At 73.2% G+C, this 25,630-nt stretch carries 24 protein-coding genes and 1 pseudogene; 11 read left to right on the top strand and 14 right to left on the bottom strand.

Annotated features, from left to right (window positions below):
- The first annotated feature begins 63 nt into the window (after positions 1-63).
- Positions 64-1,221 (top strand): ROK family transcriptional regulator, encoded by a 1,158-nt coding sequence (locus tag ACIRP7_RS34855; RefSeq protein WP_403667655.1) that lies wholly within the window; start codon positions 64-66, stop codon positions 1,219-1,221.
- A 57-nt stretch (positions 1,222-1,278) separates the two neighbouring features.
- Here ACIRP7_RS34855 and ACIRP7_RS34850 read toward each other — a convergent pair whose 3' ends face one another.
- Positions 1,279-2,040 (bottom strand): GntR family transcriptional regulator, encoded by a 762-nt coding sequence (locus ACIRP7_RS34850; protein WP_403667653.1) that lies wholly within the window; start codon positions 2,038-2,040, stop codon positions 1,279-1,281.
- A 167-nt stretch (positions 2,041-2,207) separates the two neighbouring features.
- Positions 2,208-3,092: an RNA polymerase sigma-70 factor gene (locus ACIRP7_RS34845; RefSeq protein ID WP_403667650.1), complete on the bottom strand. Its 885-nt coding sequence runs from the start codon at positions 3,090-3,092 to the stop codon at positions 2,208-2,210.
- A 170-nt stretch (positions 3,093-3,262) separates the two neighbouring features.
- Here ACIRP7_RS34845 and ACIRP7_RS34840 point away from each other — a divergent pair, with 170 nt between their 5' ends.
- Complete coding sequence (locus tag ACIRP7_RS34840) at positions 3,263-4,093, top strand: alpha/beta fold hydrolase (RefSeq protein ID WP_403667647.1); 831 nt, start codon at positions 3,263-3,265, stop codon at positions 4,091-4,093.
- Between the two features lie 93 nt (positions 4,094-4,186).
- Here the strand turns inward: ACIRP7_RS34840 and ACIRP7_RS34835 are convergent.
- Positions 4,187-4,975, bottom strand: a pseudogene (locus ACIRP7_RS34835) (EamA family transporter); the annotation flags it as partial.
- Positions 4,976-5,022: 47 nt separating this feature from the next.
- On the opposite strand from ACIRP7_RS34835, the gene ACIRP7_RS34830 reads away from it, so the two are divergent.
- From ACIRP7_RS34830 to ACIRP7_RS34820, 3 genes are all read left to right on the top strand, one after another.
- Positions 5,023-6,477, top strand: coding sequence for a PLP-dependent aminotransferase family protein (locus ACIRP7_RS34830; protein ID WP_403667644.1), 1,455 nt, complete (start codon positions 5,023-5,025; stop codon positions 6,475-6,477).
- A 132-nt stretch (positions 6,478-6,609) separates the two neighbouring features.
- Positions 6,610-8,199 (top strand): alkaline phosphatase D family protein, encoded by a 1,590-nt coding sequence (locus ACIRP7_RS34825; protein WP_403667641.1) that lies wholly within the window; start codon positions 6,610-6,612, stop codon positions 8,197-8,199.
- Positions 8,200-8,335: 136 nt separating this feature from the next.
- Complete coding sequence (locus tag ACIRP7_RS34820) at positions 8,336-9,757, top strand: GNAT family N-acetyltransferase (RefSeq protein WP_403667638.1); 1,422 nt, start codon at positions 8,336-8,338, stop codon at positions 9,755-9,757.
- Here the strand turns inward: ACIRP7_RS34820 and ACIRP7_RS34815 are convergent.
- Entirely contained in the window at positions 9,711-10,913 is a 1,203-nt protein-coding gene (locus tag ACIRP7_RS34815) for a trans-sulfuration enzyme family protein (RefSeq protein WP_403667636.1), read from the bottom strand. The two genes, ACIRP7_RS34820 and ACIRP7_RS34815, sit on opposite strands and share 47 nt — an antisense overlap.
- 60 nt (positions 10,914-10,973) lie before the next feature.
- On the opposite strand from ACIRP7_RS34815, the gene ACIRP7_RS34810 reads away from it, so the two are divergent.
- Positions 10,974-11,468, top strand: coding sequence for an Lrp/AsnC family transcriptional regulator (locus tag ACIRP7_RS34810; RefSeq protein ID WP_403667634.1), 495 nt, complete (start codon positions 10,974-10,976; stop codon positions 11,466-11,468).
- A gap of 33 nt (positions 11,469-11,501) precedes the next feature.
- Positions 11,502-13,193: a DUF885 domain-containing protein gene (locus ACIRP7_RS34805; RefSeq protein ID WP_403667631.1), complete on the top strand. Its 1,692-nt coding sequence runs from the start codon at positions 11,502-11,504 to the stop codon at positions 13,191-13,193.
- A gap of 60 nt (positions 13,194-13,253) precedes the next feature.
- On the opposite strand, the gene ACIRP7_RS34800 is transcribed toward ACIRP7_RS34805, so the two are convergent.
- Positions 13,254-13,769: an immunity 21 family protein gene (locus tag ACIRP7_RS34800; RefSeq protein ID WP_403667628.1), complete on the bottom strand. Its 516-nt coding sequence runs from the start codon at positions 13,767-13,769 to the stop codon at positions 13,254-13,256.
- Positions 13,770-13,840: 71 nt separating this feature from the next.
- Positions 13,841-14,326: a rhodanese-like domain-containing protein gene (locus ACIRP7_RS34795; protein WP_403667626.1), complete on the bottom strand. Its 486-nt coding sequence runs from the start codon at positions 14,324-14,326 to the stop codon at positions 13,841-13,843.
- 93 nt (positions 14,327-14,419) lie between these two features.
- Between ACIRP7_RS34795 and ACIRP7_RS34790 the strand changes: the two genes are divergently transcribed.
- Positions 14,420-14,866, top strand: a complete 447-nt coding sequence (locus tag ACIRP7_RS34790) for an Lrp/AsnC family transcriptional regulator (RefSeq protein WP_352387048.1) — start codon at positions 14,420-14,422, stop codon at positions 14,864-14,866.
- Between the two features lie 2 nt (positions 14,867-14,868).
- Here the strand turns inward: ACIRP7_RS34790 and ACIRP7_RS34785 are convergent, their stop codons facing one another.
- From ACIRP7_RS34785 to ACIRP7_RS34765, 5 genes are all read right to left on the bottom strand, one after another.
- Positions 14,869-17,862, bottom strand: a complete 2,994-nt coding sequence (locus ACIRP7_RS34785; protein WP_403667622.1) for an AAA family ATPase — start codon at positions 17,860-17,862, stop codon at positions 14,869-14,871.
- On the bottom strand, positions 17,859-19,022 hold the full coding sequence (locus ACIRP7_RS34780; RefSeq protein ID WP_403667619.1) for an exonuclease SbcCD subunit D: 1,164 nt from the start codon (positions 19,020-19,022) through the stop codon (positions 17,859-17,861). The genes ACIRP7_RS34785 and ACIRP7_RS34780 overlap by 4 nt, the downstream gene beginning before the upstream one ends.
- A 103-nt stretch (positions 19,023-19,125) precedes the next feature.
- On the bottom strand, positions 19,126-19,752 hold the full coding sequence (locus tag ACIRP7_RS34775) for a YigZ family protein (protein WP_403667616.1): 627 nt from the start codon (positions 19,750-19,752) through the stop codon (positions 19,126-19,128).
- Positions 19,753-19,796: 44 nt separating this feature from the next.
- Positions 19,797-20,339, bottom strand: a complete 543-nt coding sequence (locus ACIRP7_RS34770) for a SixA phosphatase family protein (protein ID WP_403667613.1) — start codon at positions 20,337-20,339, stop codon at positions 19,797-19,799.
- Positions 20,336-21,052: a hypothetical protein gene (locus tag ACIRP7_RS34765; protein ID WP_403667610.1), complete on the bottom strand. Its 717-nt coding sequence runs from the start codon at positions 21,050-21,052 to the stop codon at positions 20,336-20,338. Before ACIRP7_RS34765 ends, ACIRP7_RS34770 begins: the two co-directional genes overlap by 4 nt.
- Positions 21,053-21,230: 178 nt before the next feature.
- On the opposite strand from ACIRP7_RS34765, the gene ACIRP7_RS34760 reads away from it, so the two are divergent.
- Entirely contained in the window at positions 21,231-21,638 is a 408-nt protein-coding gene (locus ACIRP7_RS34760; RefSeq protein WP_403667608.1) for a CoA-binding protein, read from the top strand.
- Positions 21,639-21,703: 65 nt separating this feature from the next.
- The gene (locus ACIRP7_RS34755; protein ID WP_403667605.1) at positions 21,704-22,915 is read left to right on the top strand and encodes a 4-hydroxybenzoate 3-monooxygenase; all 1,212 of its coding nucleotides are present in this window, start codon (positions 21,704-21,706) and stop codon (positions 22,913-22,915) included.
- A gap of 4 nt (positions 22,916-22,919) precedes the next feature.
- Here the strand turns inward: ACIRP7_RS34755 and ACIRP7_RS34750 are convergent, their stop codons facing one another.
- Positions 22,920-23,279 (bottom strand): metalloregulator ArsR/SmtB family transcription factor, encoded by a 360-nt coding sequence (locus tag ACIRP7_RS34750; protein ID WP_352387062.1) that lies wholly within the window; start codon positions 23,277-23,279, stop codon positions 22,920-22,922.
- Positions 23,280-23,343: 64 nt separating this feature from the next.
- On the opposite strand from ACIRP7_RS34750, the gene ACIRP7_RS34745 reads away from it, so the two are divergent.
- The gene (locus tag ACIRP7_RS34745) at positions 23,344-24,384 is read left to right on the top strand and encodes a cation diffusion facilitator family transporter (protein WP_403667601.1); all 1,041 of its coding nucleotides are present in this window, start codon (positions 23,344-23,346) and stop codon (positions 24,382-24,384) included.
- A 2-nt stretch (positions 24,385-24,386) separates the two neighbouring features.
- Here ACIRP7_RS34745 and ACIRP7_RS34740 read toward each other — a convergent pair whose 3' ends face one another.
- Positions 24,387-24,944 carry a YbaK/EbsC family protein gene (locus ACIRP7_RS34740; protein ID WP_403667598.1) on the bottom strand — a complete coding sequence of 186 codons (558 nt, stop codon included), beginning with the start codon at positions 24,942-24,944 and terminating at the stop codon, positions 24,387-24,389.
- Between the two features lie 20 nt (positions 24,945-24,964).
- On the bottom strand, positions 24,965-25,537 hold the full coding sequence (locus ACIRP7_RS34735; protein WP_403667595.1) for a helix-turn-helix domain-containing protein: 573 nt from the start codon (positions 25,535-25,537) through the stop codon (positions 24,965-24,967).
- Positions 25,538-25,630 lie beyond the last annotated feature (93 nt).

Genomic DNA, 25,630 nt, shown 5'->3' with positions numbered 1-25,630 from the left:
GCCGACGGGGCGTTGGGCCGAGTACGATCCGCCCAACACGCGCACGAGCTGGGAGGACGGACGTTGGGGCGACTGACCGGCGGGGACCCCTCGCTCCTGCGAAGGATCAATTCCGCGGTGGTGCTGCATGCCCTGCGTGCCACGGACTGCGCGACGCTGACCGAGATCACCCGGGTGACGGGCCTGTCCCGGCCGACGGTCGAAGGGGTCGTCGAGGGGCTCATCGAGGGCGGCCTGGTGGTCGAGAAGGCGGCGGACGAGAGCGTCGCCCGACGACAGGGACGGCCCGCGCGACGGTTCCGGTTCCGGGCCGAGGCCGGACATCTGCTGGGGCTCGACATCGGGCCGCACCGGGTCGCCGCGCTCCTGTCCGACCTCGACGGCCGGGTGCTCGGCGCCGTCGCCAAGGACGTCGACGAGACGGCCTCTGCCGACGAGCGCCTGGAGCGGCTGCGCACCGCGGTCGCCGAACTGCTGCGCCGGGCCGGCGTCGCGCGCGACTCCCTGTGGGCCGTGGGCGTCGCCTCGCCGGGCATCGTGGAGGCGGACGGCACCATACGGCTGTGCGCGGCGCTGCCCGGCTGGACGGGCCTGCGGCTCGGCGAGCGGCTCAGCCGTTCCTTCAAGTGCCCGGTGCTGGTCGAGAACGACGCCAACGCGGCCGCGGTCGCCGAGCACTGGAAGGGCTCCGCCACCGAGTCCGACGACGTGGTCTTCGTGCTGGCCGGGCTGAGCCCGGGGGCGGGTTCACTGATCGGCGGGCGGCTGCACCGGGGGTACGGCGGGGCGGCCGGGGAGATCGGCGCGCTGCATCTGCTGGGCAGCGAGGTCAGCCCGGAGACGCTGCTGTCCACCACCGACGAGCCCTTGCACCCGCTCGACGAGCAGGCCGTCGCCGAGGTCTTCGCGCAGGCGCGCGAGGGCGACCAGCGGGCCCGGGCGGCCGTGGACCGTTTCATCCAGCGACTCGTCCACGACGTGGCCGCGCTCGTCCTGGCCCTCGACCCGGAACTCGTCGTGGTCGGCGGCTGGGCGGCCGGCCTGGACGGCGTACTGGAGCCGCTGCGGCGCGAGTTGGCCCGCTACTGCCTGCGTCCGCCGAAGGTCGCCCTGTCGCTGCTCGGCGAGGCGGCCGTGGCCACGGGTGCGCTGCGACTGGCCCTGGACCATGTGGAGGAGCAGTTGTTCGCCGTGGAGGGCACGGTCACGGCACGGCGCTGAGCGGTCCGGTGAGCGGTCCAGTGCCCCGGGCTCAGGCTCGGGGCACCGCCGTATCGCTCAGGAGGCCTGGCGTTCCGGGCTCTCGTGGATCTCCACCGCGCCGGAGTCCCCGAAGGTCAGCCGGCAGGTGTCCGCGCGGTAGGTGGCCACCGAGACCGCGGCGGTGCGGCCCCCGGCCAGGTAGCGGGTGGTGACGACGAGCACCGGGGCGCCGGGCAGGCGGTCCAGTTCCTTCGCGTCGTCCGCGCGGGCCGAGCCGAGTTCGACGGCGTTCTCCCGGCTCTCCAGCTCCAGGCGCTGCAGTTCGCGCAGCACGGCACGCGCGCGTGCCGCCCCCGACGGCGCGTCTATGGCGGAGAGCTCCGGCACCGACGCCTCGGGGATGTACAGCAGTTCGGCCGCGACGGGCTGGCCGTGGGTCATCCGGGAGCGGCGCACGGTGTGCACCGGCTGCGCGCGGTCGGTCCCGAGGGCGTCCGCGACGGACGCGGGCGGCACCGCGGCGGCGCAGTCGACGGTCTGCCAGTCGTCCCCGGCCGCACCGGGCCAGGCGTGCTGCTCGGAACCGACGGCCACGCCCACCCGCGGCGGCGCGACGGTCGTCCCGACACCGCGGCGGCGCTGCAGCCTGCCTTCCAGCTCCAGCTGCTCCAGGGCCTGGCGGAGCGTGGCGCGGGCGACGCCGAAACGGGCGGCGAGGTCGCGCTCGTTGGGCAGGATCTCGCCCACGGAGAATTCGGAGTCCAATGCCTCACTGAGCACGGTCTTGAGATGCCAGTACTTCGGTTCCGGCACCGATTCGAGCTGCGTGGTCCCCACCCTTGCCTCCGCAATCGCCGTGTTCCGGCGGCGTTTTAGCGCCCTTGTTTATTAAAGGTTGTTGCACTTCTCTGCGACCATAGGGCGGCACCCCCCCTTGGTCAAGACCAATCCTCGATCCCCTGCAGGCCGCGCGGACGCGATGCCACACAGCGTTCATGAGGCTGTCAGACAACGGACAGGGAGCGCAGCTTGTCCGGGTTGCGGATGATGTAGACGGACTGGATACGGCCGTCCAGGATGTCCAGCTGGAAGACGGAGTCGGGCTTTCCGCCCGACAGGACGAGCACCGCGGGCCCGCCGTTGAGCTCCAGGAAGCGCCAGCCGAAGTCCGGGACACCCCTGTTGGCGACGCCGACGATGAAGCGGCCCACGTGGTCGGCCGACTCCAGGACCCGCAGTGGCGCCTTGGCCTTGCCGCCGCTGTCGCCGACGAGCCGGACGTCCGGGGCGAGCAGCGACATCAGTCCCTCCAGGTCGCCTCCGCCCGCGGCGGCGAGGAAACGCTCCGTCAGGGCGCGGCGCTGCGCCGGGTCCACGTCGTAGCGCGGCCGTCGTTCGTCGACGTGCCTGCGGGCCCGCCCCGCGAGCTGCCGTACGGCGGGTTCGGCGCGGTCGAGCATGGCGGCGATGTCGGCGTAGGGGTACCCGAAGGCCTCCCTGAGGACGAACACCGCCCGTTCCAGCGGTGACAGCGACTCCATGACGACCAGGACCGCGAGCGAGACCGAGTCGGCGAGGACGGCCTGCTCGGCGGTGTCGGGGACGGTGTCCCCGAAGTCGGTCACGTAGGGCTCGGGCAGCCAGGGGCCGACGTACGTCTCGCCGCGCGCCTTGACCTGGCGCAGCCGGTCGATCGCCAGGCGCGTGGTGACGCGGACCAGATAGGCGCGCGGTTCGCGCACCTCGCTCCGGTCGGCCGCCGACCAGCGCAGCCAGGCTTCCTGCACCACGTCCTCGGCGTCGGCGACGCGCCCGAGCATGCGGTAGGCGACGCCCAGGAGGACGGGACGGTGCTCTTCGAAGACATCGGTCTCGGTGTCAGTGGCCACGGGTTCATCCCAACGCAGACGCCGGGTCGTGTCCAGGCGGTTATGAGCGCTTGGCGGACCCGTGGGACGGCGAGGTCTACCCGCCAGTAGCAATTGCTGACAAGCTGTCTACGGCGCGTCCGCCGTGCGTCACCGCCCCAGCCCCCGTGAGTCGCCGTCAAGGAGCCCTCATGTCCGCCACCGTCTCCTTCAAAGTCCCCTCCCCCGAGGGGCCGCAGCCCGTGACCGTCTCCTACGCGCGCGTGGGCCGCGGCGAGCCGCTGCTCCTGCTGCACGGCATCGGTCACCACCGGCAGGCCTGGGACCCGGTGGTGGACATCCTGGCGACCGAGCACGACGTGATCGCCGTCGACCTGCCCGGGTTCGGCACGTCGCCGGGGCTGCCCGAAGGGCTGTCGTACGACCTGGCCACCACGACGTCCGTGTTCGGGGCATTCTGCGAGGCACTTGAGCTGGACCGCCCGCACGTGGCGGGCAACTCCCTGGGCGGGCTGCTGGCCCTGGAGCTCGGCCGCGCACAGCTCGTGCGGTCCGTCACCGCGCTGGCACCCGCGGGGTTCTGGTCGCAGGCCGAGCGGCGCTACGCGTTCGGGGTGCTGCTCACGATGCGGCGCATCTCGCGGCGGCTGCCGCTGCCGCTGGTCGAGCGGCTGTCGCGCAGCGCGGCCGGCCGCACGCTGCTCACGAGCACCATCTACGCCCGCCCGGGCCGGCGTTCACCCGAGGCCGTGGTCGCCGAGACGCTCGCCCTGGCGCAGGCCACCGGGTTCGACGAGACGCTCCGGGCCGGCACCGCCGTCCAGTTCGGCGACGACGTCCCGGGGCTGCCGGTCACGGTCGCCTGGGGCACCAGGGACAGGGTGCTCGTACGCCGGCAGGGTGTGCGGGCCAAGCAGATCATTCCCCGGGCCCGGCTCGTGCGCCTGCCCGGCTGCGGCCACTGCCCGATGAACGACGACCCGGCCCTGGTCGCGCGGGTCATCCTCGACGGCAGCCGCTGAGCCCTTCCGCCTGCGGCTCAGCGCCCCTGATCCGAGGGCGACTCCGGCACCGACCAGGGCGCTGCCCACGGCCTGGGCGGCGCCGTAGGAGCCGGTGCCGACGAGGGGTGCGGTGGCGGCGGCCGCGACCGGGATGAGGCCGGAGAACAGCGTGGCGCGCTCGGCGCCGATCCGCTGCATGCCCATGTACCAGCACACGAAGCCGACGACGGTGACGACCGCCGCCTGCCACAGCAGCGCGGCGGTCTCGGTGGTGTCGGGGCGGCGCAGCCACGCGGTGCCGTCGAGGAGCATTCCGGCCACCGCGGCCTCGACGGCGGCGACCGCGCAGACGGTGGCGGACAGCAGCCGTGGTCCCAGGGGCCGCAGTACCGGTACGGCGAGCACCGCGAAACCGACCTCGCCGGCCAGCGCGCACACCGAGAAGGCGAGGCCCGCCCCGTCCGTACGGCCCCAGCCCTGGACGGCGAAGGCGCCGACGGCCACGAACAACGCGCCCCGCAGGACACGGCGTCGGGGCCGGCGTCCTTCCAGCAGCGGGACGAGGACGGCCACCAGTACGGGGGCACAGCCCACGAGGACGCCGGGGACGGCCGGTTCCGCCGTGCGTTCGGCTGCGATGACGGCGAGGTTGAAGCCCACCATGCCCACGGCGGCGAGCAGCGCGAGACGTGTCCACTGGCGGGACGTGAGGGCGCGCAGCCGTGCCGCGGCCCCGCTCGCGGCCAGGGGGACCAGCAACAGCGCGGCGAGGCCGTAGCGCAGGGCCTGGCCGCCCGCGTACGGGTAGTCGCCGAGGAGGCTGTTGGCGGTGAAGGACCCGCCGACGAGGACGCAGGCGAGCGCGGCGAGGAGTGAGCCGCGCGTGGTGGTGGCGTTCATGGGGACGACGCTAGGAAGTGCCGCGGACCGGTTTAAGGTCCAGTGACATGACGTCATCGGGGACCAATCCGCAGCAACGGCCGCAGGACGACCGCGTCGGCTCGGCCGCCTGGGAGCTGCTTCTGCCCGCCGTCTCCGCGCCGGCACGCACGCGTGGCCGTTCCCTTCAGGCGGCGCTGAGGGAGGCGGTCCGGTCCGGGCGGCTCGTGCCGGGGACCCGGCTGCCGTCGAGCCGGGACCTGGCCGCCGACCTCGGGGTGTCGCGCGGGCTCGTCACCGAGGCGTACGAGCAGCTGACGGCGGAGGGCTATCTGCGCAGCGGCCGTGGGGCCGGCACCTGGGTCGGCGGGGCCGTGCGGGCCACCCGGCCACGCGCGCGTGACCTGGCCCCGCGCACCGCGGGCACCCGCACGGACTTCGTCGCGGGGACGCCCGACCTGTCGTTGTTCCCGCGCACCGCCTGGGCCACCGCCCACCGGGGCGTGCTGGCTGAGCTGCCGCACCAGGACCTGGGCTATCCCGATCCGCGCGGGCTGCCCCGCCTGCGCGCCGCGCTGGCCGAGCTGCTGACGCGCCGCAGGGGTGTGGTCGCCGATCCGGAGCGGATCGTGGTCGTCTCCGGCGTGGCCCAGGCGACGACGCTGCTCGGATTCGCGCTCCACGCGCGCGGGTTGCCGACGGTCGGCGTGGAGGATCCCGGGAGCCCGCAGCACGACTCCCTGTACGCGGCGGCGGGTGTCACCACCGTTCCCGTATCGCTGGACGAGGACGGGATCTGCGTCGGGTCCCTGCGGGATTCGGGCGTGCGCGCCGTCGTCACGACGCCCTCCCACCAGTTCCCCACCGGCATCGCCTACTCCGCGCGGCGGCGCACGGAACTGCTCGACTGGGCGCGCTCCGTCGACGGCTTCGTGGTGGAGGACGACTACGACGGCGACTTCCGTTACGACCGGGCGCCCGTGGGGGCGCTCCAGGGACTCGATCCGGACCGTGTCGCCTACGCGGGATCGGTCAGCAAGTCCCTCGCTCCCGGGCTGCGGCTCGGCTGGCTGCTCGTGCCGCAGACGCTGGCCGACGAGGTCGTCGAGCGCAAGCGGACCATGGATCTCGGCCATCCCACGCTCGACCAGGCGCTGTTCGCCCGCCTCGTGGAGCGCGGCGACTACGACCGCCAACTGCGCCGCTGCCAGCGCGCCTACCGGGAGCGGCGCGACACCCTGGTCTCCGCGCTGGACGAGCACCTGCCCGGCACGGAGGTGTCCGGGATCGCCGCGGGGCTGCATGTCATCGCCGCGCTGCCACACCGGTACGGCCCCCAGGAGACGTTCCTCGCCCGCCTCGGCGCGGCGGGCGTGGCCGTCCGCCCGCTGACGGACTACGCACACGCGCGTGCCGAGCCCGACGACGAGAAAGGCGTGCGGCTGGTCCTGGGATACGCGCACCTGTCCCCGACGCGGATCCGGGACGGCGTACGGCTGATGGCCGAGGCGGCCCGCGGCTGAGCCGCGCCCTCGGGCACACGGGTTCCCTTGTTACCGCGGCCGGTTGTTCACCTGGGGTTCGCGTGTGCGCCGCGGTGGCCCCGTAGTTGTGGCAGCGAACACCGGCCGGATCCCGTCCCTGGAGGCGCCTCCATGTCACACCGTCCGTTCCCCGGCCGCCGCGGCGTGCTGCGCGGCTCCCTGGCCGCGTCGGCGGCCCTCACCCTGCCCGCCGCGGTGTCCGGAGCCGCACCCGCCTTCGCCCTCTCCGGGCGCCCCGGGGCGGGCTGGGGAGTGCAGACGGGAGACGTGACCTCCGACTCCGGTCTGGTGTGGGTGCGTTCCGACCGTCCGGCCCGGATGATCGTGGAGACCTCCGCGACGGAGTCGTTCCGCAATCCCCGCAGATGGCACGGCCCGCTGCTCGGCGCGGACACCGACTTCACCGGTACGACCCGGCTGCGCGGACTGCCGTCGGGCGAGCAGATCCACTACCGCGTGCTGCTGGCCGACCCGGACGACCCGCGACGCACCGGCGAGCCGGTCGCCGGCACCTTCCGCACGGTGTCCCCCAAGCGCCGGGACGGAGTGCGGTTCCTGTGGTCCGGCGACCTCGCCGGGCAGGGCTGGGGCATCAACCCGGACTTCGGCGGCTACACGATCTACCGGGCGATGGCCGAGCTCGACCCGGACTTCTTCCTGTGCAGCGGCGACAACATCTACGCCGACGGCCCCATCGCGGCGACCGCCTCCCTGCCGGACGGCAGCACCTGGCGGAACATCACCACCGAGGAGAAGTCCAAGGTCGCCGAGACCCTGGCCGAGTTCCGCGGCAACTTCCGCTACAACCTGCTCGACCACCACCTCAGGGCCTTCAACGCCCAGGTGCCGTCCGTCATCCAGTGGGACGACCACGAGGTGCGCAACAACTGGTACCCGGGCCAGACGATCCTCGACTCCGACGCCCGCTACACCGTAAAGAGCGTCGACGTCCTCGCGGGCCGGGCGCGACGCGCGTTCAGCGAGTACTTCCCGGTCTCCACGCTGCGGCCGGGTGCCCGGGAGGGCCGGGTGTACCGGGTGCTGCGGCAGGGGCCGCTGCTCGACGTGTTCGTGCTGGACATGCGGACGTACCGCAACGCCAACTCGCCCGACGACCAGACCGTGGACCCGCAGGGCATCCTCGGCCGCGAGCAGCTGGAATGGCTCAAGCGGGAGCTGTCGCGCTCAAGGGCCGTGTGGAAGGTGATCGCCTCCGACATGCCGCTCGGCCTGGTCGTGCCCGACGCCACGGAGGGCAGGGCGAACATCGAGGCGGTGGCGCAGGGCGATCCGGGCGCCCCGCTCGGACGTGAGCTGCAGATCGCGGAGCTGCTGCGGTACATCAAGCACCGGCGGATCACCGGCACGGTGTGGCTGACCGCCGACGTGCACCACACCTCGGCCCAGCACTACCAGCCGTCGCGGGCCGTGTTCACCGACTTCGAGCCGTTCTGGGAGTTCGTGTCGGGGCCGCTGAACGCGGGTGCCTTCCCGGCCAGTGCGCTCGACGGCACCTTCGGCCCCGAGCGGGTGTTCGTGAAGGCGCCGACCGCCTCGAACGTCTCCCCCGCGGGCGGCTACCAGTTCTTCGGCGAGGTCGACATCGACGGCCACAGCGGTGAGCTGACGGTACGTCTGCGCGAGCAGGACGGCACGGTGCTGTTCACTCGGGTGCTCCAGCCCGGCCGGGTGGGCCAGTGACCTCTCGCCCACGTCACTCGCGACTGAACAAGTTGAAAAGGGTACAAAGAGCACAGAACCACGCTTAACCGATCAGTCACAATGCGTTCGTGATCACGCAACACCGTTCCTCCACAGTGGCTGTATGACTCGAGACATGTCTGATGTGACCCGTGCGAAACACGGTCGCCCCGTGCACCACTGGCGGCGCGACGTCATCGAACTCGCCGCCCTGTTCACGGCCGTCGCGGTGGCCGACACCGTGGCGAACCTGATCGGGCACGGCCCCGACGGCACCGCGCTGCTGGTGATCTCGGCGGTGGCCCTGGCCGCCACGGCGGGCTTCCACACCTGGTGGGCACGCCGCCACGGTCACGCACCTCCGACGGGTGATACCGGCGCCCGGCCGCTGCCCGAGGGGGAGCGGGCCGGGCCTGCCGACCGGCCGCCGGTGACCTCGGACCCGGTGGTCACGGAGAGCACGCTGTGGCGGATGCGCACCACGGTCAAGGACGAACCGGGCTCGCTGGCCGCCCTGTGCACGGTCCTCGCCGGGCAGCGGATCGACATCCTCAGCCTGCAGACCCACCCGCTGGCGGTGGGCACGGTCGACGAGTTCCTGCTGCGGGCCCCCGGCACGCTGGAGGGCTCCGAGATCACCCGGGCCGTCGCGCGGGCCGGCGGCTCGGACACCTGGATCGAGCGGGCCGACACCCACGATCTGGTGGACGCCCCGACCCGGGTACTCGGCCTCGCCACCCGCACCGCGTTGGACGCGGCGGAACTCCCGCTCGCGTTGCGGCAGTTGCTGGGCCGCAGCACGATCCGGTCCCTGCCGGCCACCCCGACGGGAGGGGCTCAGGGAGTGCCCGTGGAAGGGGTTCTGGAGGACACCGTGATGCGGTTGCGGGCCCCGGAGGGCGGAGTGATCACCGTGGAGCGGCCGCATCTGCCGTTCACACCGACGGAGTTCGCCCGGGCCCGGGCCCTGGTCGAGCTGGACGCCCGGCTCGGTCCGCGGGTGCCGCGCAGCCAGGACGTGATGACGCTGCCGGAAGGCCGGGACATCACCGTCCGGCGTGCCGACACCGGTGACCTGGAGGCGGCCCGGGCGATGCACGAGCGGTGCTCGTCGCGGACGCTCACCATGCGGTACCACGGGCCCGTCGGTGACGCCGACCGGTATCTCAACCACCTGCTCAGTCCTCGTTTCGGCCGCACCCTCGCCGTGCAGACCGCGTCGGGGCGGATCGTGGGACTCGGGCATCTGCTGTGGGACGGCGACGAGACCGAGGTGGCCCTGCTCGTCGAGGACGCCTGGCAGCGGCGGGGCATCGGGAACGAGCTGCTGGAGCGGCTGGTCGCGCTGGCTGTCGAGGCCGGATGCGAGAGTGTGTACGCCGTGACCCAGTCGTCCAACACCGGGATGGTCGCGGCGATGCGGGGGCTGGGACTCCCCCTCGACTACCAGATCGAGGAGGGGACCCTGGTGATCACCGCGCGTATCGCCCCGCAGCAGGCGGCAGAGCCTGCTATGGGAGTCGCCGAGCCGCAGGCCGACACAGCTCGGCGTCCCTGACCGGGCGCTCCAGTGCCGCGTCCAGATCCGCCCACAGGTCCTCGACGTCCTCCAGCCCCACCGACAGCCGGAGCAGTCGGTCGCCCACGCCCGCACCCCTGCGGTCGTCCGCGTCCACGATGCGGTGGCTGATGGAAGCCGGATGCTGGATGAGGCTGTCCACACTGCCCAGGCTCACCGCCGGGGTGATCAGGCGAACCCGGCTGATCACCCCGTGCGGGTCGCCGGCCACCTCGAAGGCGATCATCGCGCCGCCGATGCGCGGGTAGTGGACCCGGGTGACGCGCGGGTCGGCCGCCAGGCGGCAGGCGAGTTCGGCGGCGTTCGCGGACGCCGCCCGTACCCGTACCGGAAGAGTGGCGAGACCGCGCAGCAGGAGGTAGCCGGCCAGCGGATGCAGGACGCCCCCCGTGGCGAAACGGACCTGCCGCAGGTGCCCGGCGAACTCCTCGTCGCAGGCCACCACCCCCGCCATCACGTCCCCGTGGCCGCCGAGGTACTTGGTGGCACTGTGCAGCACCAGGCGGGCACCGAGCTCCGCGGGACGCTGGAGCACCGGCGTGGCGAAGGTGTTGTCCGCGAGGAGGGGCACGGAGCCGCAGGAGTGGGCCAGGGCCCGCAGGTCGATCTCGGCGAGGGTGGGGTTGGCCGGGGACTCGACCAGGACCAGGCCGGTGTCCGGGCGCAGCGCGTCGGCGACGCCCGCCGGGTCGGTCCAGGTGACCTCGGTGCCGAGGAGTCCGGCGCTCAGGAGGTGGTCGCTGCAGCCGTACAGGGGGCGTACGGCCACCACGTGGCGCAGGCCCAGGGAGGCCCGTACGAGGAGGACCGCCGTGAGCGCTGCCATGCCGCTGGCGAAGGCGACCGCGGCCTCGGTGTTCTCCAGGCGGGCCAGGGCGGTCTCGAAGCGGGCGACGGTCGGGTTGCCGAGGCGTCCGTACACCGGCGGGCCCTCCGGCTCGGCGCCGGTGGCGGCGAAGGCGTCGATGCGGGCGGCCTCGCCGCGGCTGTCGTAGGACGGGTAGGTCGTCGACAGGTCGATGGGCGGGGTGTGCAGTCCCTGGCGGGCGAGGTCGTCGCGGCCGGCGTGGACGGCCTCGGTGGCCAGTGCTCTGAGCGGCGTACGAGAGGCGGTGGCGGTGCGCGCTGAGTCCATGCCCGCAAGGGTGAACACCGACCGGCGTTCTCGGGGCCAAGCCCGTGCTACGTTCGGCCGATGGCCGAATCTGTCGTACTGGACCCGGTGGACCTGCATCTGCTGCGGCTGCTGCAGAACGACGCCCGGACCACCTACCGCGATCTCGCCGCCCAGGTCGGTGTCGCACCGTCGACCTGTCTGGACCGGGTGACCCGGCTGCGCCGCTCGGGCGTCATCCTCGGACATCAACTGCGGCTGGATCCGGCCAAGCTGGGCCGGGGTCTGGAGGCGCTCCTTTCGGTGCAGGTGAGGCCGCACCGGCGGGAGCTGGTCGGGCCGTTCGTGGAGCGGATCCGGGCACTGCCGGAGTCGCGGACCGTCTTTCATCTGACCGGCCCCGACGACTATCTCGTGCATGTGGCCGTGGCGGACATGACGGATCTGCAGCGGCTGGTGCTGGACGGGTTCACCTCCCGGCGTGAGGTGGCCCGGGTGGAGACCCGGCTGATCTTCCAGCAGTGGGACTGCGGGCCGCTCCTTCCGCCGGCCACGCCGACAGCGGAATCGGGGTGACGCCCGCGAGGTCCGCGTATGAGGATGGACCGCATGTCTGAGACTCAGAGCCCGCTGCCCCGTCAGGTCGCCGACGCCTACGTCGACGAGCTCATCGCCCTCGATCCGATCACCGGTACCTACCTGGGTGTGAAGGAGAGTTCGAGCAAGCTGCCCGACACGTCACCGGCGGGCCAGGAGGCGCTCGCGGAGCTTCGGCGGACCACGCTCGCCAGGCTCGACGAGGCCGAGCGGCAACCCGGCGCGGACAGCGACATCGAGCGCCGGTGCGGCCGACTGCTGCGGGAGCGGCTGACAGCCGAACTCGCCGTCCACGAGGCCGACGAGGGGCTGCGCGCGGTCGGCAACATGGCCACGCCCGCGCACGAGATCCGTGAGATCTTCACCGTCACCCCGACCGAGACGGAGGAGGACTGGGCGGCGATCGCCGAGCGGCTGCGATCGGTGCCGACCGCGTACGCGGGCTACCGCGAGTCCCTCCAACTCGGCCTGGACCGCAAGCTGTACGCGGCGCCGCGTCCGACCGCCACCTTCGTCGAGCAGCTCACCGAGTGGGCGGACACCGACGGCAACGGCCGTGGCTGGTTCGAGGACTTCGTCTCGGCGGGCCCCGAGTCGCTGCGCGCCGAGCTGGACGAGGCCGCCCGCGCCGCGACCACCTCCGTGGTGGAGCTGCGCGACTGGATGCGGGACGTGTACACGCCGACGATCGAGGGTGCCCCGAACACCGTGGGCCGGGAGCGGTACGCCCGCTGGGCCCGCTACTTCAACGGCACGGACCTCGATCTGGACGAGGCCTACGCGTACGGCTGGTCCGAGTACCACCGGCTGCTCGGCGAGATGAAGCAGGAGGCCGAGAAGATCCTGCCGGGCGCCGAGACGCCGTGGGTGGCGCTGGCCCACCTCGACGAGCACGGCACGCACATCGACGGCGTCGACGAGGTCCGCGAGTGGCTCCAGGGCCTGATGGACCAGGCGATCGACTCGCTGGACGGCACCCACTTCGAACTCGCCGAGCGGGTGCGGAGGGTGGAGTCGTGCATCGCCCCACCCGGCGGCGCGGCCGCCCCGTACTACACGCCCCCCTCGGAGGACTTCTCACGCCCCGGCCGCACCTGGCTGCCGACCATGGGCCAGACCCGCTTCCCGATCTACGACCTCGTCTCGACCTGGTACCACGAGGGCGTGCCGGGCCATCATCTCCAGCTCGCCCAGTGGGCCCATGTCGCGGAGAACCTCTCCCGCTACCAGGCGGCGGTGGGCGGGGTCAGCGCCAACGCCGAGGGCTGGGCGCTGTACGCGGAGCGGCTGATGGACGAGCTCGGCTTCCTGACGGACGCGGAGCAGCGGCTCGGCTATCTCGACGCCCAGATGATGCGGGCCGCCCGGGTCATCGTCGACATCGGCATGCATCTGGAACTGGAGATCCCGGCGGACTCTCCGTTCCACCCGGGCGAGCGCTGGACCCCCGAGCTGGCGCAGGAGTTCTTCGGCGCGCACAGCAGCCGGCCGGCGGACTTCGTGGAGAGCGAGCTGACCCGCTATCTCACGATCCCCGGCCAGGCGATCGGTTACAAGCTCGGCGAGCGGGCCTGGCTGCTGGGCCGGGAGAAGGCCCGCGAACGGCACGGCGACGCCTTCGACCTCAAGGCCTGGCACATGGCGGCGCTGTCGCAGGGCTCGTTGGGACTGGACGACCTGGTGGACGAGCTGGCGCAGCTCTGACGCTCGGGCTCAGGTGACCGACTCGGACCCGTGATCCGGGTCGGTCACCGGCCGCAGCCGTCAGTTCGACAGCCGCCGCAGCTGAACAAGACCCAGCCAGGTCTCCGGCCCGGGCCGCACATTGGCGGCGCGTATCGCGTACCGGCCGGGGGCGAGCGAGACCTTCAAGTGGTCGGTGTCGGCCGACTCGTTGCCGGGCCAGGCCGCGTCGAAGAGGACGACCGGGCCGGGTACCGTCCAGCTCACCTCGTCCTCCCAGACGGCGTTGGCGAGCGCGGCGGGGACCGCGGCGAGGAGTTCTTCCTCGGAGTCGGCGGCGCACCACCGTACGAAGGTGTCGTGGTCGGCGAGGTAGGAGGTCGAGGTGGGCTCGTCCCCGAAGACCAGTGCGGCGGAGTCGCCGACCGGCAACAGACCCACCGTGCGGTCGACTTCGCAGGCCCGGTCGTAGTCCGAGACCGTCTCGTCGCCGTCGGCACCCGCCCAGAAGGGCAGCACCGTCTCCGGCACCGCTATGAGCGGGCCGCCGCCCGACTCCACCCACTCCACCGCGCCCGGCTCCGCGTATCGCACCATGGGCCAGAACCTACACGCACCGGAACCTCGAGGTTGCACCTGCACAGGAACCCCACGTCGGTCTCCGGAACTCAGCAGCCGCAGTCCTGCGAGTCGGCCGGCGCGGTCAACGTGTCGGCGGCCCGCCGCTCGCGGCCCTGCCAGGTCTCGAACGCGAAGCCCTCGCGCACCCAGTACTCGAAACCGCCGAGCATCTCCTTGACCCGGTAGCCGAGTTCGGCGAGGGCGAGTGCGGCACGGGTGGCGCCGTTGCAGCCCGGGCCCCAGCAGTACGTCACGACGGGCACGGACCGGTCCAGGAACTGTTCGGCCTGCTCGGGGATGAGGGCGGTGGGCAGGTGGACCGCGCCCGGGATGTGGCCCTGGTCCCAGGCGGCGGTGGAGCGGGAGTCGAGGACCACGAAGCCGGGGTCGCCGTCGGCGGCGAGCGCTGCGGCGACGTCGGACACGTCGGCGTGGAAGGCGAGGCCGGCGCGGAAGTGGGCGGCGGCCTCGGCCGGGGCGGCGGGGGCGACGCGCAGGACGGGGTTCACGGTGAGCGAGTCGGTTGTCGTCATGCCGGAAATCTACGGTCGATGATCACCGACCTGAAGGGGGATTCCACGGCGTGCACCTTGCCCGGCCGGGGATTGCCCTGCTATCTCTCGGACATGACCGTGTATTCCCCGGACGCCACCGACTGGCGCATCCTCGACGTCCTCCAGCGGGAGGGCCGGGCCAGTTTCGCCGAGCTCGCCCGTGCCGTCTCGATGTCCGCGAGCGCGGTCACCGAGCGGGTGCGGCGGCTGGAGGAGGCGGGCGTCATCCAGGGGTATGCCGCCGTCGTGGACCCCGACCGGCTGGGCCTGCCGATCCTGGCCTTCGTCCGTCTCCGGTACCCCAACGGCAACTACAAGCCCTTCCACGATCTGGTCGCCGTGACGCCCGAGATCCTGGAGGCGCACCACGTGACCGGCGACGACTGCTTCGTCATCAAGGTCGCCGCCCGCTCGATGCGGCACCTGGAGGAGGTGTCGGGAAAGATCGGCACGCTGGGCTCGGTGACCACGAGCGTCGTGTACTCTTCCCCGCTCCCCCGGCGACCCCTGGGGCGCTGACGTCAGCCTCCGCCCCGCTGTTTCAGCACCGACCCCGCGCGCCCCTTCACGACCTCCAGCTGAGCGTGGATCCGCCGGCGCAGGTCGGCCACATGGCTCACGATGCCCACGCTGCGGTCGCGTTCCCGCAATGAGTCCAGGACGTCGAGGACCTCGTCCAGGGTCTGGTCGTCGAGGCTGCCGAAGCCCTCGTCGATGAAGAGGGTGTCGAGCCGGACCCCGCCGGCCTCGTCGGTGACGACGTCCGCGAGGCCGAGGGCCAGGGCGAGCGAGGCGAAGAAGGTCTCACCGCCCGACAGGGTGGCCGTGTCCCGCTCGCGTCCGGTCCAGGCGTCGACGACGTGCAGTCCCAGTCCGCTGCGACCGCGGCCGCTGCGGTCGTCGGAGTGGACGAGGGTGTAGCGGCCGGACGACATCCGTTGCAGACGCGCGGTCGCGGCGGCCGCCACCTGCTCCAGACGGGCCGCGAGCACATAGGACTCCAGCCGCATCTTGCGTTCGTTGTCGGCCGAGGTGCCGGCGGCGAGCGCGGACAGGCGGGCCACCCGGTCGTACTCCTCGCGCAGCGGTGCCAGCCGTTCGAGGCCGGTGGCCGAGCGGGCGGAGAGTCGGTCGAGTTCGGCGCAGCGCCGGGCGGCCGCGTCCCGCACGGAGGCGGCCTCGCGGACTCGGCGGCCCGCGTCGGCGGCGGCCCGCTCCGCGCGCGCCACGTCGGCGGGCGGCTGCTGGGCGGCGTCGGCGGTGTCGGTCTCGGCGAGTACGGCCCGTACGGCGGCCTCCTCGGCCTGCCAGGCGTCCAGCCGGTGCTGGAGGTCGCGGTGGGCCGCCTCGTCGAGGAGGGCGGCGGCCGCGGCCTGTGGGGTGTCGAAGCCGGCCCGGAAGGCGGCGTCGGCGAGCCGGGCGTCGGCGTCCTTGAGCCGCTGGGCGGTGTCCTCGGCGACGCGCGCGGTGTCGGCGGCGTCGGTGAGCAGCGCGGCCTGCCGCTCCAGTTGGGCGGCGCGGGCGGCCACACTGTCGGCGGCACCGCGCGCCTGGGTCAACTCCGCTTCCAGGGTGGTGCGTTCCCGGTCCAGGGCGTCCCGGCGGGCGCCGCGGGAGGCGGTGCGCACGGCGGCCTCCTGCTGGGCGGTCAGCCGCTGTTCGCGCTCCCGCTCGGCCTGCCGCAGCTGTTCCGTCGCGGTGTGCAGCGCCGAGGCGGCGGTGCGGACCTGGCCGTACTCGCGCTCCAAGTCCTCTGCCTGGACGGCGAGTTCCTCGGTGGAGGTGTCGCCGGCCTCGCCCTGGGCGGCGGCCAGTGCCCGCTGGACGAAGGCGAGTCGCCGCTCGGCCTCGGCCCGCTGTTCGTCGGCGTGCTGCGAGGTGGCGAGCGCGCGCTCCTCGGTCTCCCGGTCGACGTGTCCGGCGTCCTTGCGGGCGGGAGCGGGGTGCTCGGTCGCGCCGCAGACCGCGCAGGGCTCGCCGTCGGTGAGCTGGGCGGCCAGCTCGGCGGCGATGCCGTTCAGCCGGCGTTCCTTCACGTCCAGCCAGTCGGCGCGGGCTTTCAGGGCCCGGTCCGTCGCCTCGACGACCTGCTGCCGGGCGTCGTCGGTGTCCCGGGCGAACTGGTCGCGCTGGCGCGCGGCGGCGAGTCGTCTACGGGCGGGCTCGCGCTGCACGGCCAGCTGTTCGGCGCGGGTGGCCGCCTCCTGGGCGGACTCGACGGCGTGCTGAAGGGCGGCGCGGGTCTCCTCCCACCCGGCCAGCCAGGCCTCGGCCTCCTGGAGGACGCCCTCGTCGGAGCGCTCCTGGCGGTCCAGGCCGGCGCGCTCGTCGTCGAGGTCGGCGAGCCGCTGCTCGGCGCGCCGGGCCGAGTCCAGGCCGCCCAGTTCCTCGGCCGCCCGGCGTGCGGCGGTGGCGAGTCCGGCGGCGCCCGCCCCCGCGTAGGTCTCCGGCAGCAGCCCACGCGCGTGTGTCTCGGCCGCGACCGCCCGCCGGTGCTCGGCCTCGGCCGCCTCCCGCAGCTCCAGTGCGGGCGCCACCGCCTCCGCCTTGCGGGCCCGCTCCATCCGGGCCCGCGCCTGGTGGTAGCCGTCGGCCCGCTCCTTGAGCAGCGCGGCCCGCTCGCGTGCCTGGGCGAACCGGCTCTGGAGCCGGTCGACTTCGCGTACCTCGGCCAGGTCGCGCTCGGCGGCGGCCTGGGCGGACTCGGCGGCAGCGAGCCGGCAGTGGGCGATCGTCAGCTGTTCGCGGGCGGTGCTGCGGGCGACGGCGGCCGCGCTCAGGACGGCCTCGGCGAGACCCGGCTCGCCGGGCGCCAGCTCGGGCAGCTCCATGGCGTCACCGGCGGCCTGCTGCATGCGGTGCGCGTCGGCCAGCAGCGCGGCGTCGCCCTCGCGCACCTGTGCCTCGGCCGCGCGGCGTCGCTCGGCCAGCCGCTTCTCGACCTCGGCGAACCGGTGGGTGTCGAAGAGCCGTCCCAGCAGCTTGCCGCGGGCCTCGGCGTCGGCCCGCAGGAAGCGCGCGAAGTCGCCCTGGGGCAACAGCACGACCTGGCAGAACTGCTCGCGGCTCATGCCGAGCAGCTGGGTGATCTCCTCACCGATCTCCTGGTGGGACCGGCTGAGGTCCTTCCAGGCCCCGGCGACCGCGTCGTACTCGCGCAGCCAGCTCTGTGCCTTGTCGAGCGTCGTGCCGGTACCGCGCTTCTTCGGGCGCTCCCAGGGCGGCTGGCGGGTGAGCTCCAAGCGGCGTTCGGCGACGGTGAGTTCGAGGCGGATCTCGGTGCGGGTGCTCGCGGCCGCGTGATCACTGCGCAGCGCCGTCCCCTGGCCGCTCTGCCGGGCGCCCGGCACCGAGCCGTACAACGCGTAGCAGACGGCGTCGAGCACGGAGGTCTTTCCGGCGCCCGTCGGACCGTGCAGCAGGAACAGTCCGGCCGCCGACAGCTCGTCGAAGTCGACCGTCTGTGAGCCGCCGAACGGTCCGAAGGCGGTGATGTCGAGCCGGTGCAGCCTCACCGCGCCACCTCCCGCACGGCCTCGTCCGCGCGCACGGTGTCGAACGCGTCCCGCAGCACGGCCTGTTCACGCTCGTCCGGACCCGCACCGCGCACATGGGCCACGAAGTCCTCGGCGATCTCCTGGTCGCTGCGGCCGGCCAGCCGCCGGGCGTACGACACCTCGGGGTCGTCCGGCGCCCGCTCGGGATCGAACACGAGGCTGAGCGTGTGCGGGAAGCGCTCACAGAGCCGGGCCATGGGTTCCGCCGGGCGGACCGGGTCGGTGAGGGTCGCCTCCACCCAGGCCTCCTCCTGCGGCACGAGCCGCGGATCGGCGAGCAACTCCTCCAGCGTCCCCCGGATCCGGGCCAGCGCCCGCGGCACCGGGCAGTCGACGCGCTCGGCGGTGACCGCGCCCTCGGCGTCCAGGTCGACCAGCCACATGCTCTTGCGGTGGTCGGCCTCCGAGAAGGAGTACGGCAGCGGGGAGCCGGAGTAGCGCACGCGCTCGGTGATGGTCTGGCTGCCGTGCAGATGCCCGAGGGCCGCGTAGTCGACCCCGTCGAAGACACCGGCGGGCACGGCGGCCACTCCCCCCACGGTGATGTCCCGCTCACTGTCGCTGGCCTCGCCGCCGGTGACGAAGGCATGGGCGAGGACGACGGACCGCGTCCCCCGCGCGCGTGTCGCGAGGTCGGCGCGGACCCGGTCCATGGCGGCGGCGAGCACGACCTCGTGGCCCACCTTCTTCACCCCGAACTCGTCCTTCACCAGGGCGGGTTCGAGGTAGGGCAGGCCGTAGAAAGCGACGTCACCGTGGGGGTCGGAGAGGACCACGGGGGTCCCGCAGGCCGCCGGCTCGGTCCGCAGATGGATGCCGGCGCGCCCGATGAGTCCCGCGCCGACACCCAGGCGGCGGGCGGAGTCGTGGTTCCCGGAGATCATCACGGTCGGCACGCCGAGCCCGGCGAGCCGGTGCAGGGCGTCGTCGAACAGCTCGACCGCGGCGAGCGGGGGCACCGCGCGGTCGTACACGTCTCCCGACACGAGCACCGCGTCCACCCCGTGCTCCCGCACGGTCGTGACGAGGTGACCGATGAACTCGGCCTGGGCCCCGAGCATGTTGACCCGGTGGAACGCCCGGCCGAGATGCCAGTCGGAAGTGTGCAGCAGTCTCATGATCCCCGACCCTAACGGCCGGGTCTGACATCACGGGCGGTCACTCCCGTATCGACCCGTCATGACCGGAGACAGAAAAGGCCGTTATGCCCGAAAAGCGCAACTAGGCGTCTCCGTACGCCTCTCCCCCGAGCGCGAACCCGGCCGCCCCCGCGGTCACGTCCGCCAGCCATCCCCGGAACGCCTCCACGTCCGCGTCCGGCAGGCCGATCTCGATCGTGACCGCCTCGCCGTACCGCACGTCCCGCACCTCGCGTCCGGTCGAGCGCAGGTCGTTCTGCACCTTGCCCGCGCGCTGGTGGTTGACGGTCACCGTGGCGAGGCGGAACCGGCGGCGGGTGAGGGTGCCCACGGCGTCCAGGGCCTCACCGACCGCACCGCCGTACGCCCTGATCAGCCCGCCCGCGCCGAGCTTGACGCCGCCGTAGTAGCGGGTGACGACGGCGACGACGTACCGCATGTCGCGGCGCAGCAGCATCTGGAGCATGGGGACGCCCGCGGTGCCGCCGGGTTCGCCGTCGTCGCTCGCCTTCTGGATCGCGGCGTCGGCGCCGATGACGTACGCGTAGCAGTTGTGGCTGGCGTCGGCGTGCGCCTTGCGGACGGAGGCGACGAAGTCCTGGGCCTCCTGCTCGGTGGCCGCCGGGGCGAGGGCGCACAGGAAGCGCGAGCGGTTGACCTCGGTCTCGTGCACGCCCGCGCGGGCCACTGTGCGGTACTCGTCCTGCATCCGGTCAGCCTAATCCGTCGGTGAGCACGTCCCGGCGGGCCGGCTCATCGCATCCTCCCCCGCGGCACCATGACGGACGTGAGCAGTGCCGTCCCCGGCTCCAGGGCCCGCCAGGACGTGCCGTGCCAGGCCAGCACCGCGATCGCCGAGGTCGGGAACTTCACCCGTACCTCGTCCAGCGCGTCGTCGACGCTGTCCCCGGCCAGGGTGAGGACCAGGTCCTCCAGGCCGGGGTTGTGTCCGACGAGGAGCAGGGTCGCGACCTCGGGAGGCGTCCCGTGCACGGCGGCCAGCAGCTCCGGTACGTCGGCTCCGTACAGCTCGGCGTCGAGCCGTACCGGCGGTGGAGTGTCCCACTGGGCGGACGCCAGCTCCCAGGTGTGGCGGGCGCGTACGGCGGTGGAGCACAGGACGAGGTCGGGCAGCAGGCCGGAGGCGGCGAGAGCGCGGCCCGCCTCCGGCGCGTCCCGGCGGCCGCGGGGCCCGAGGGGGCGTTCGTGGTCGGCGACGCCCTCGGGCCAGGCGGACTTGGCGTGTCGCAGCACGACCAGACGGCGTGGCGGCCCCGCTCCGGTGCGCTCGGTCATGCCGGTGACCCCAGGTCACGGGTGAGCTCGAGACCGAGCAGCCGGTCCGCGTAGGCGTAGGTCTCGAAGCGGGCGCCCTCCGGCAGCTCCGACTCCTCGACCCAGCGCAGCACGCGCAGCACCTCGGGTACGTCCAGGTCGTCCTCCCAGGCGGTGCGGAGCCGTCCGCGCACCTCGTCGGGGACGGGCCGGGACGGTTGCCGGGCCCAGGCGGCGACGGCCCGGCGCCAGCGCAGGAGGATGCCGCGGGCCTCGGACAGGGCCGCCTCGTCGAGCCGTGCGGGCGCGCTCCGGGGCGGAGTGAGCAGGGCGAGGCGGACCTCGGCGGGGTCGGCGCCGGGCGGGACGTCCGGCGTCTCGACGGGCGCGACGGTGATCCGGACCCCGTCCGGAGCCGCACCGCCCTCCCCCACCACATGGACGGCCTGGGACTCTCCCCAGCCGGGACCGACGTCCCGGCGGTCCTCGAAGGGCCGGATGCCCAGGGCGGCGGCGCCCGCCTGCAGCTCCGCCTGTCCGCGGTCGCCGGTGAGCAGCGCCCACACGGGCGTCCCGCCGATTTCCAGGGCCCGGACGAGGAGATCGGCGACGAGCAGGATGCGGAGGGCGGAGGCGTCGTGGCCCGGCACATGGGCTTCGACTCGGGTCAAGCCCCTGCGGGCGGGGACGGCGTCTACGGGCCGGCCGGTTCGGGCGTCTGTGATGCGCAGCACGGGGCGAGCGTAGGCGGGCGGCGGGCCGCGCGCAGGTGACTGGCCGGTATTCCGGACACGGTTACGGAATCGGACCCACCGGCGCCGACGGTGGAGTAGGGGCCCCGACCGGGAAGACCCGGCCGGCGGCCGGTGTTGCCTCCCATGGCACAGTTCCCCCTTCTCCAGGAGATCCGACGTGTACGGCGACCCAGCGACGATCCGCAAGATCCTCACCGAACTCGGCGACACCTGGGCCGTCGTGGGCCTGTCGTCGAACCAGCGGCGCGCGGCCTACGGCGTCGCCGCGGTCCTCCAGCGCTACGGCAAGCGGATCGTGCCCGTCCACCCCAAGGCGGAGACCGTGCACGGTGAGCGGGGATACGCCTCCCTCGCGGACATCCCCTTCGACGTGGACGTGGTCGACGTGTTCGTGAACGCCGACCTCGCCGGAACGGTGGCCGACGAGGCCGTGTCGAAGGGCGCGAAGGCCGTGTGGTTCCAGCTGGACGTCATCGACGAGGCAGCCTACGACCGCACCCGCGCCGCCGGCCTCGACATGGTCATGGACAGGTGCCCGGCGATCGAGATCCCCCGCCTGGGCTGAGCCCCGCGTGTGGAGGCACCCGGCACCCCTCCTCGCCCGCGCCGGGGCGCCGACATAATGACCGGGTGACCTCACACCCCAACTCCGGTCCGCCACAACGCTTTCCCGTCGTGATAGTCGGTGCCGGGCCGGCCGGGCTGACGACCGGCAACATCCTGCGGGCCGCGGGCGTGGACTGCCTCGTCCTGGAGGTGGAGACCCGCGCGTTCATCGAGCAGCGGCCGCGCGCGGGCGTCATCGAGGAGTGGGCCGTACGGGGTCTGCAGCGGCGCGGTCTCGCCGACACCCTGCTGGAGCGCGCCCAGTTGCACACCGAGTGCGAGTTCCGCTTCGCCGGCGAGCGCTTCCGCTTCACGTACGGCGAGCTGACGGGACAGCACCACTTCGTCTACCCGCAGCCCCTGCTGGTCACGGACCTGGTCCGCGAGTACGCCGACGTACGCGGCGGCGAGATCCGCTTCGGCGTGCAGGACATCCAGCTGCACGACCTGGAGACGCCCCGGCCGTCCGTGTCGTACACCGATGGCGACAGGGGTGAACAACACCTGGTCGCGTGCGAGTTCGTGGCCGGCTGCGACGGGGCCCGCGGAGTGACCCGCACGGTCCTGCCCGGGACCACGAACATCGCCCGGCACGACTACGGCATCGGCTGGCTGGCGCTGCTCGCCGAGGCGCCGCCGTCCTCCGACTGCGTCCTGTTCGGCATCCACCCGAACGGTTTCGCCGGGCACATGGCCCGCAGCCCCGAGGTCACCCGCTACTACCTGGAGTGCCCGCCCGGCGACGACCCCGAGAACTGGCCCCACGACCGCGTCTGGACCGAACTCCAGCAGCGCCTGGGCTCGGACGGCACCCCGCCGCTCACCGAGGGCCGGCTGATCGAGAAGCGCGTCCTCGACATGCACAACTACGTGGTCGAGCCGATGGCGTTCGGCCGCCTCTTCCTCGCGGGGGACTCCGCCCACCTCACCGCGCCCATAGCGGCCAAGGGCATGAACCTCGCCCTGCACGACGCCTTCCTGCTCGGCGACGCGCTCGTGGCCTACCTCGGCAAGGGCGACGGGAGCGGCCTCGACGGCTACTCGGAGGCCTGTCTGCGGCGCGTGTGGGACTACCAGGAGTTCTCCCAGTGGCTCTCCGAGGTCTACCACGGCACCTCGTCGGGCGACGAGTACCGCGCGGGCACCACCTTCGCCCGCCTCCGCCGCCTGTTCACCTCACCCGCGGCGGCCGCCGCCTTCGCGGAGCAGTACCTCGGTACGGCGGCCGCGTACTGATCTCTCAGTCGTGCACCGGCCGGTCGCTGAGCCGGTGGTCCGCCACGTTCAGGGCCTCGTCGACGAGCCGGCGCAGATGGCCGTCGCGCAGGGTGTAGATCACCCGGCGCCCCTCCTTCCGCGTGTTCACCAGCCCCGCCAGCCTGAGCCGCGCCAGGTGCTGACTGACGGCGGGCCGGGCCGCCCCGCACGCCTCCGTGAGCGTCGTGACGTCGGCCTCTCCCCCGGTCAGGGCGTGCAGCAGGGTGAGGCGGGTGCGGTCACCGAGCAGGGCGAGGATCTCGGCGGCGAGCGCGAACTGCTCCTCGCCGGGGGTGCGCGGGTGCGCATCATGTGCAGTTGATAGGTGCATGCGTGCGCTCATACGCACATAATGGCTCCGTGGGCGCGGCAAGTCCACCACCGGCGCACATCGGAAGGGGCACCACGTGAGCGACCACGACCACGGGCATCACCATCACCACGCCCATGAACACCGGCGCGGTCCCCGCCACCGCCTCGCCCACCTCCTCACCCCCCACTCCCACGAGAGCGCCGACAAGCTCGACTCCGCCCTGGAGTCCTCCGCCCGCGGCATGCGCGCCCTGTGGGTCTCGCTGGCGGTGCTGGGAGTCACGGCCCTGGCACAGGCGGCCGTCGTGGCCGTGTCCGGGTCCGTCGCGCTGCTCGGCGACACGGTGCACAACGCTGCGGACGCGCTGACCGCCGTACCGCTGGGCATCGCCTTCGTGCTGGGCCGACGTGCGGCCACCCGCCGTTTCACGTACGGCTACGGACGAGCCGAGGATCTCGCTGGCATCGTGATCGTGCTGACGATCGCCGCGAGCGCGGCCTTCGCGGGGTGGGTGGCGATCGACCGGCTGCTCGATCCGCGCCCGGTGGCGCACGTCCCGGCGGTCGCCGCAGCCGCGCTGGTGGGCTTCGCGGGCAACGAGTGGGTCGCCCGCTACCGCATCCGGGTGGGCCGGGACATCGGCTCGGCGGCGCTGGTGGCGGACGGACTGCACGCCCGCACCGACGGGTTCACCTCACTGGCCGTGCTCGTCGGGGCCGGCGGCTCGGCCCTCGGCCGGCAACTCGCCGACCCGATCGTGGGGTTGGTGATCACGGCCGCGATCGCGCTGGTCCTGCGGGACGCGGCGCGCGAGGTGTTCCGGCGGGTGCTCGACGCCGTCGACCCGGATCTCGTGGACCGGGCCGAGGGCGCGCTCCGGGAGGTCGAAGGGGTGCGCGGAGTGGGCGAGTTGCGGCTGCGCTGGATCGGGCACCGGCTGCGCGCGGAGGTGGCGGTCGTGGTGGACGGGGAGATGACGGTACGTCAGTCGCACGCGGTCGCCGTGGCGGCCGAGCACGCCCTGCTGCACGCGGTGCCCCGCCTCACTGCAGCCCTGGTGCACGCCGATCCGGACCCGGCCCCGGGCGAGGCGGACCCACATCACGCCCTCGCCCACCACGCCGCTCCGGCCTGAGGTCAGGCGACGCCGAGCCCCTCCAGCACCACGGCTCCCGGGAGCTCCGCGAACGCCTTGCCCGGCACGAGCAGCTTCCCGCGCCGACGCCCGCTGCCGACCAGGACGTACGGCAGGTCGACCACCGCCGAGTCGATCAACAGCGGCCAGCCGGCGGGGAGTCCGACCGGGGTGATGCCGCCGTACTCCATCCCGGTCTCCCCCGTCGCCGTGTCCATCGAGGCGAACGACGCCTTGCGGGCACCGAGTTGGCGGCGGACGGCCCCGTTGACGTCGACCCGGGTGGTGGACAGCACCACGCACGCGGCGAGGGTGGACTCGCCGCCGCGCTTGCCGGCCACCACCACACAGTTCGCCGACTGCTCCAGGAGTTCCAGGCCGTAGTGCTCCACGAAGACCGCGGTGTCGGCCCACTGCGGGTCGGTGTCGACGTACACGAGCTGCTCGGCGGGGACGCTGCCGCTCCAGTGGCGTACGGCGTCGGCGACCGGGCGGATCAGCTCGTCGAGGGCGGCGGGGGCGGGGGTGGCGTGGTCGAAGTGTCCGATGGGTGCGTCCATGACGGCACGCTAACAGCCGCTCAGGACACGCCCGGTACCGAGACCGCCAGCATCCACTGTGCGGGCACGTCGCCCTGATTGGCGTACACGTGCTCGGCGTTGGCCTCGAAGGTGACGCTCGCCCCGACGGGGATCCGGTGCTCGACGCCGTCGACGGTCAGGGTCATCTCGCCCTCCGTGACATGCAGGATCTCGACCGTCCCGGCGGGGTGCGGATCCGACCTGCTGCTCTCGCCCGGCATCATCCGCCACTGCCACATCTCCAGCGGGCCGGGGGCGTCCGCGCCCGCGAGCAGCCGGCTCCAGCTGCCCGCGTCCGTGCTCCACAGCCGCACCACCTGCTCGGGCGGGACGATCCGCACCTTCGGGCCCTGCTCGTAGTCGAGGAGCGTGGTGATGCTGATGCCGAGGGCGTCGCCGATCTTCACGACCGTGCCGAGGCTGGGGTTGGTGCGGGCCTGCTCGATCTGGATCAGCATGCCCCGGCTGACCCCGGCCCGGGCGGCGAGGGCGTCCAGGGTGAAGCCGCGCTCGGTCCGCCAGCGCTTGACGTTGCGCGCCAGGGACTGGGTCAGCAGGTCGAGGTCCGACACATCACGTCCAATATTGTGTATGACACAGTGCAACTGAATGAACTACGGTGGGGTGTACCCGATTGTTCACCGAACTGTACTGCGAGGCGAGCC

The sequence above is a fragment of the Streptomyces sp. NPDC102270 genome, from assembly GCF_044766405.1.
GTDB lineage: Bacteria > Actinomycetota > Actinomycetes > Streptomycetales > Streptomycetaceae > Streptomyces.
This window is presented reverse-complemented; position numbering and strand designations above follow the sequence as displayed.

Bases quoted from the DNA above. Each gene is read 5' to 3' on its own strand.
- ACIRP7_RS34775 (WP_403667616.1), bottom strand. From the start codon at position 19,752: ATGCAGGACGAGTACCGCACAGTGGCCCGCGCGGGCGTGCACGAGACC.
- ACIRP7_RS34740 (WP_403667598.1), bottom strand. From the start codon at position 24,944: ATGGACGCACCCATCGGACACTTCGACCACGCCACCCCCGCCCCCGCC.
- ACIRP7_RS34815 (WP_403667636.1), bottom strand. From the start codon at position 10,913: ATGGACTCAGCGCGCACCGCCACCGCCTCTCGTACGCCGCTCAGAGCA.
- ACIRP7_RS34825 (WP_403667641.1), top strand. From the start codon at position 6,610: ATGTCACACCGTCCGTTCCCCGGCCGCCGCGGCGTGCTGCGCGGCTCC.
- ACIRP7_RS34805 (WP_403667631.1), top strand. From the start codon at position 11,502: ATGTCTGAGACTCAGAGCCCGCTGCCCCGTCAGGTCGCCGACGCCTAC.
- ACIRP7_RS34780 (WP_403667619.1), bottom strand. From the start codon at position 19,022: ATGAGACTGCTGCACACTTCCGACTGGCATCTCGGCCGGGCGTTCCAC.
- ACIRP7_RS34810 (WP_403667634.1), top strand. From the start codon at position 10,974: ATGGCCGAATCTGTCGTACTGGACCCGGTGGACCTGCATCTGCTGCGG.
- ACIRP7_RS34820 (WP_403667638.1), top strand. From the start codon at position 8,336: ATGTCTGATGTGACCCGTGCGAAACACGGTCGCCCCGTGCACCACTGG.
- ACIRP7_RS34790 (WP_352387048.1), top strand. From the start codon at position 14,420: ATGACCGTGTATTCCCCGGACGCCACCGACTGGCGCATCCTCGACGTC.
- ACIRP7_RS34750 (WP_352387062.1), bottom strand. From the start codon at position 23,279: ATGAGCGCACGCATGCACCTATCAACTGCACATGATGCGCACCCGCGC.
- ACIRP7_RS34840 (WP_403667647.1), top strand. From the start codon at position 3,263: ATGTCCGCCACCGTCTCCTTCAAAGTCCCCTCCCCCGAGGGGCCGCAG.
- ACIRP7_RS34800 (WP_403667628.1), bottom strand. From the start codon at position 13,769: ATGGTGCGATACGCGGAGCCGGGCGCGGTGGAGTGGGTGGAGTCGGGC.
- ACIRP7_RS34770 (WP_403667613.1), bottom strand. From the start codon at position 20,339: ATGACCGAGCGCACCGGAGCGGGGCCGCCACGCCGTCTGGTCGTGCTG.
- ACIRP7_RS34795 (WP_403667626.1), bottom strand. From the start codon at position 14,326: ATGACGACAACCGACTCGCTCACCGTGAACCCCGTCCTGCGCGTCGCC.
- ACIRP7_RS34830 (WP_403667644.1), top strand. From the start codon at position 5,023: ATGACGTCATCGGGGACCAATCCGCAGCAACGGCCGCAGGACGACCGC.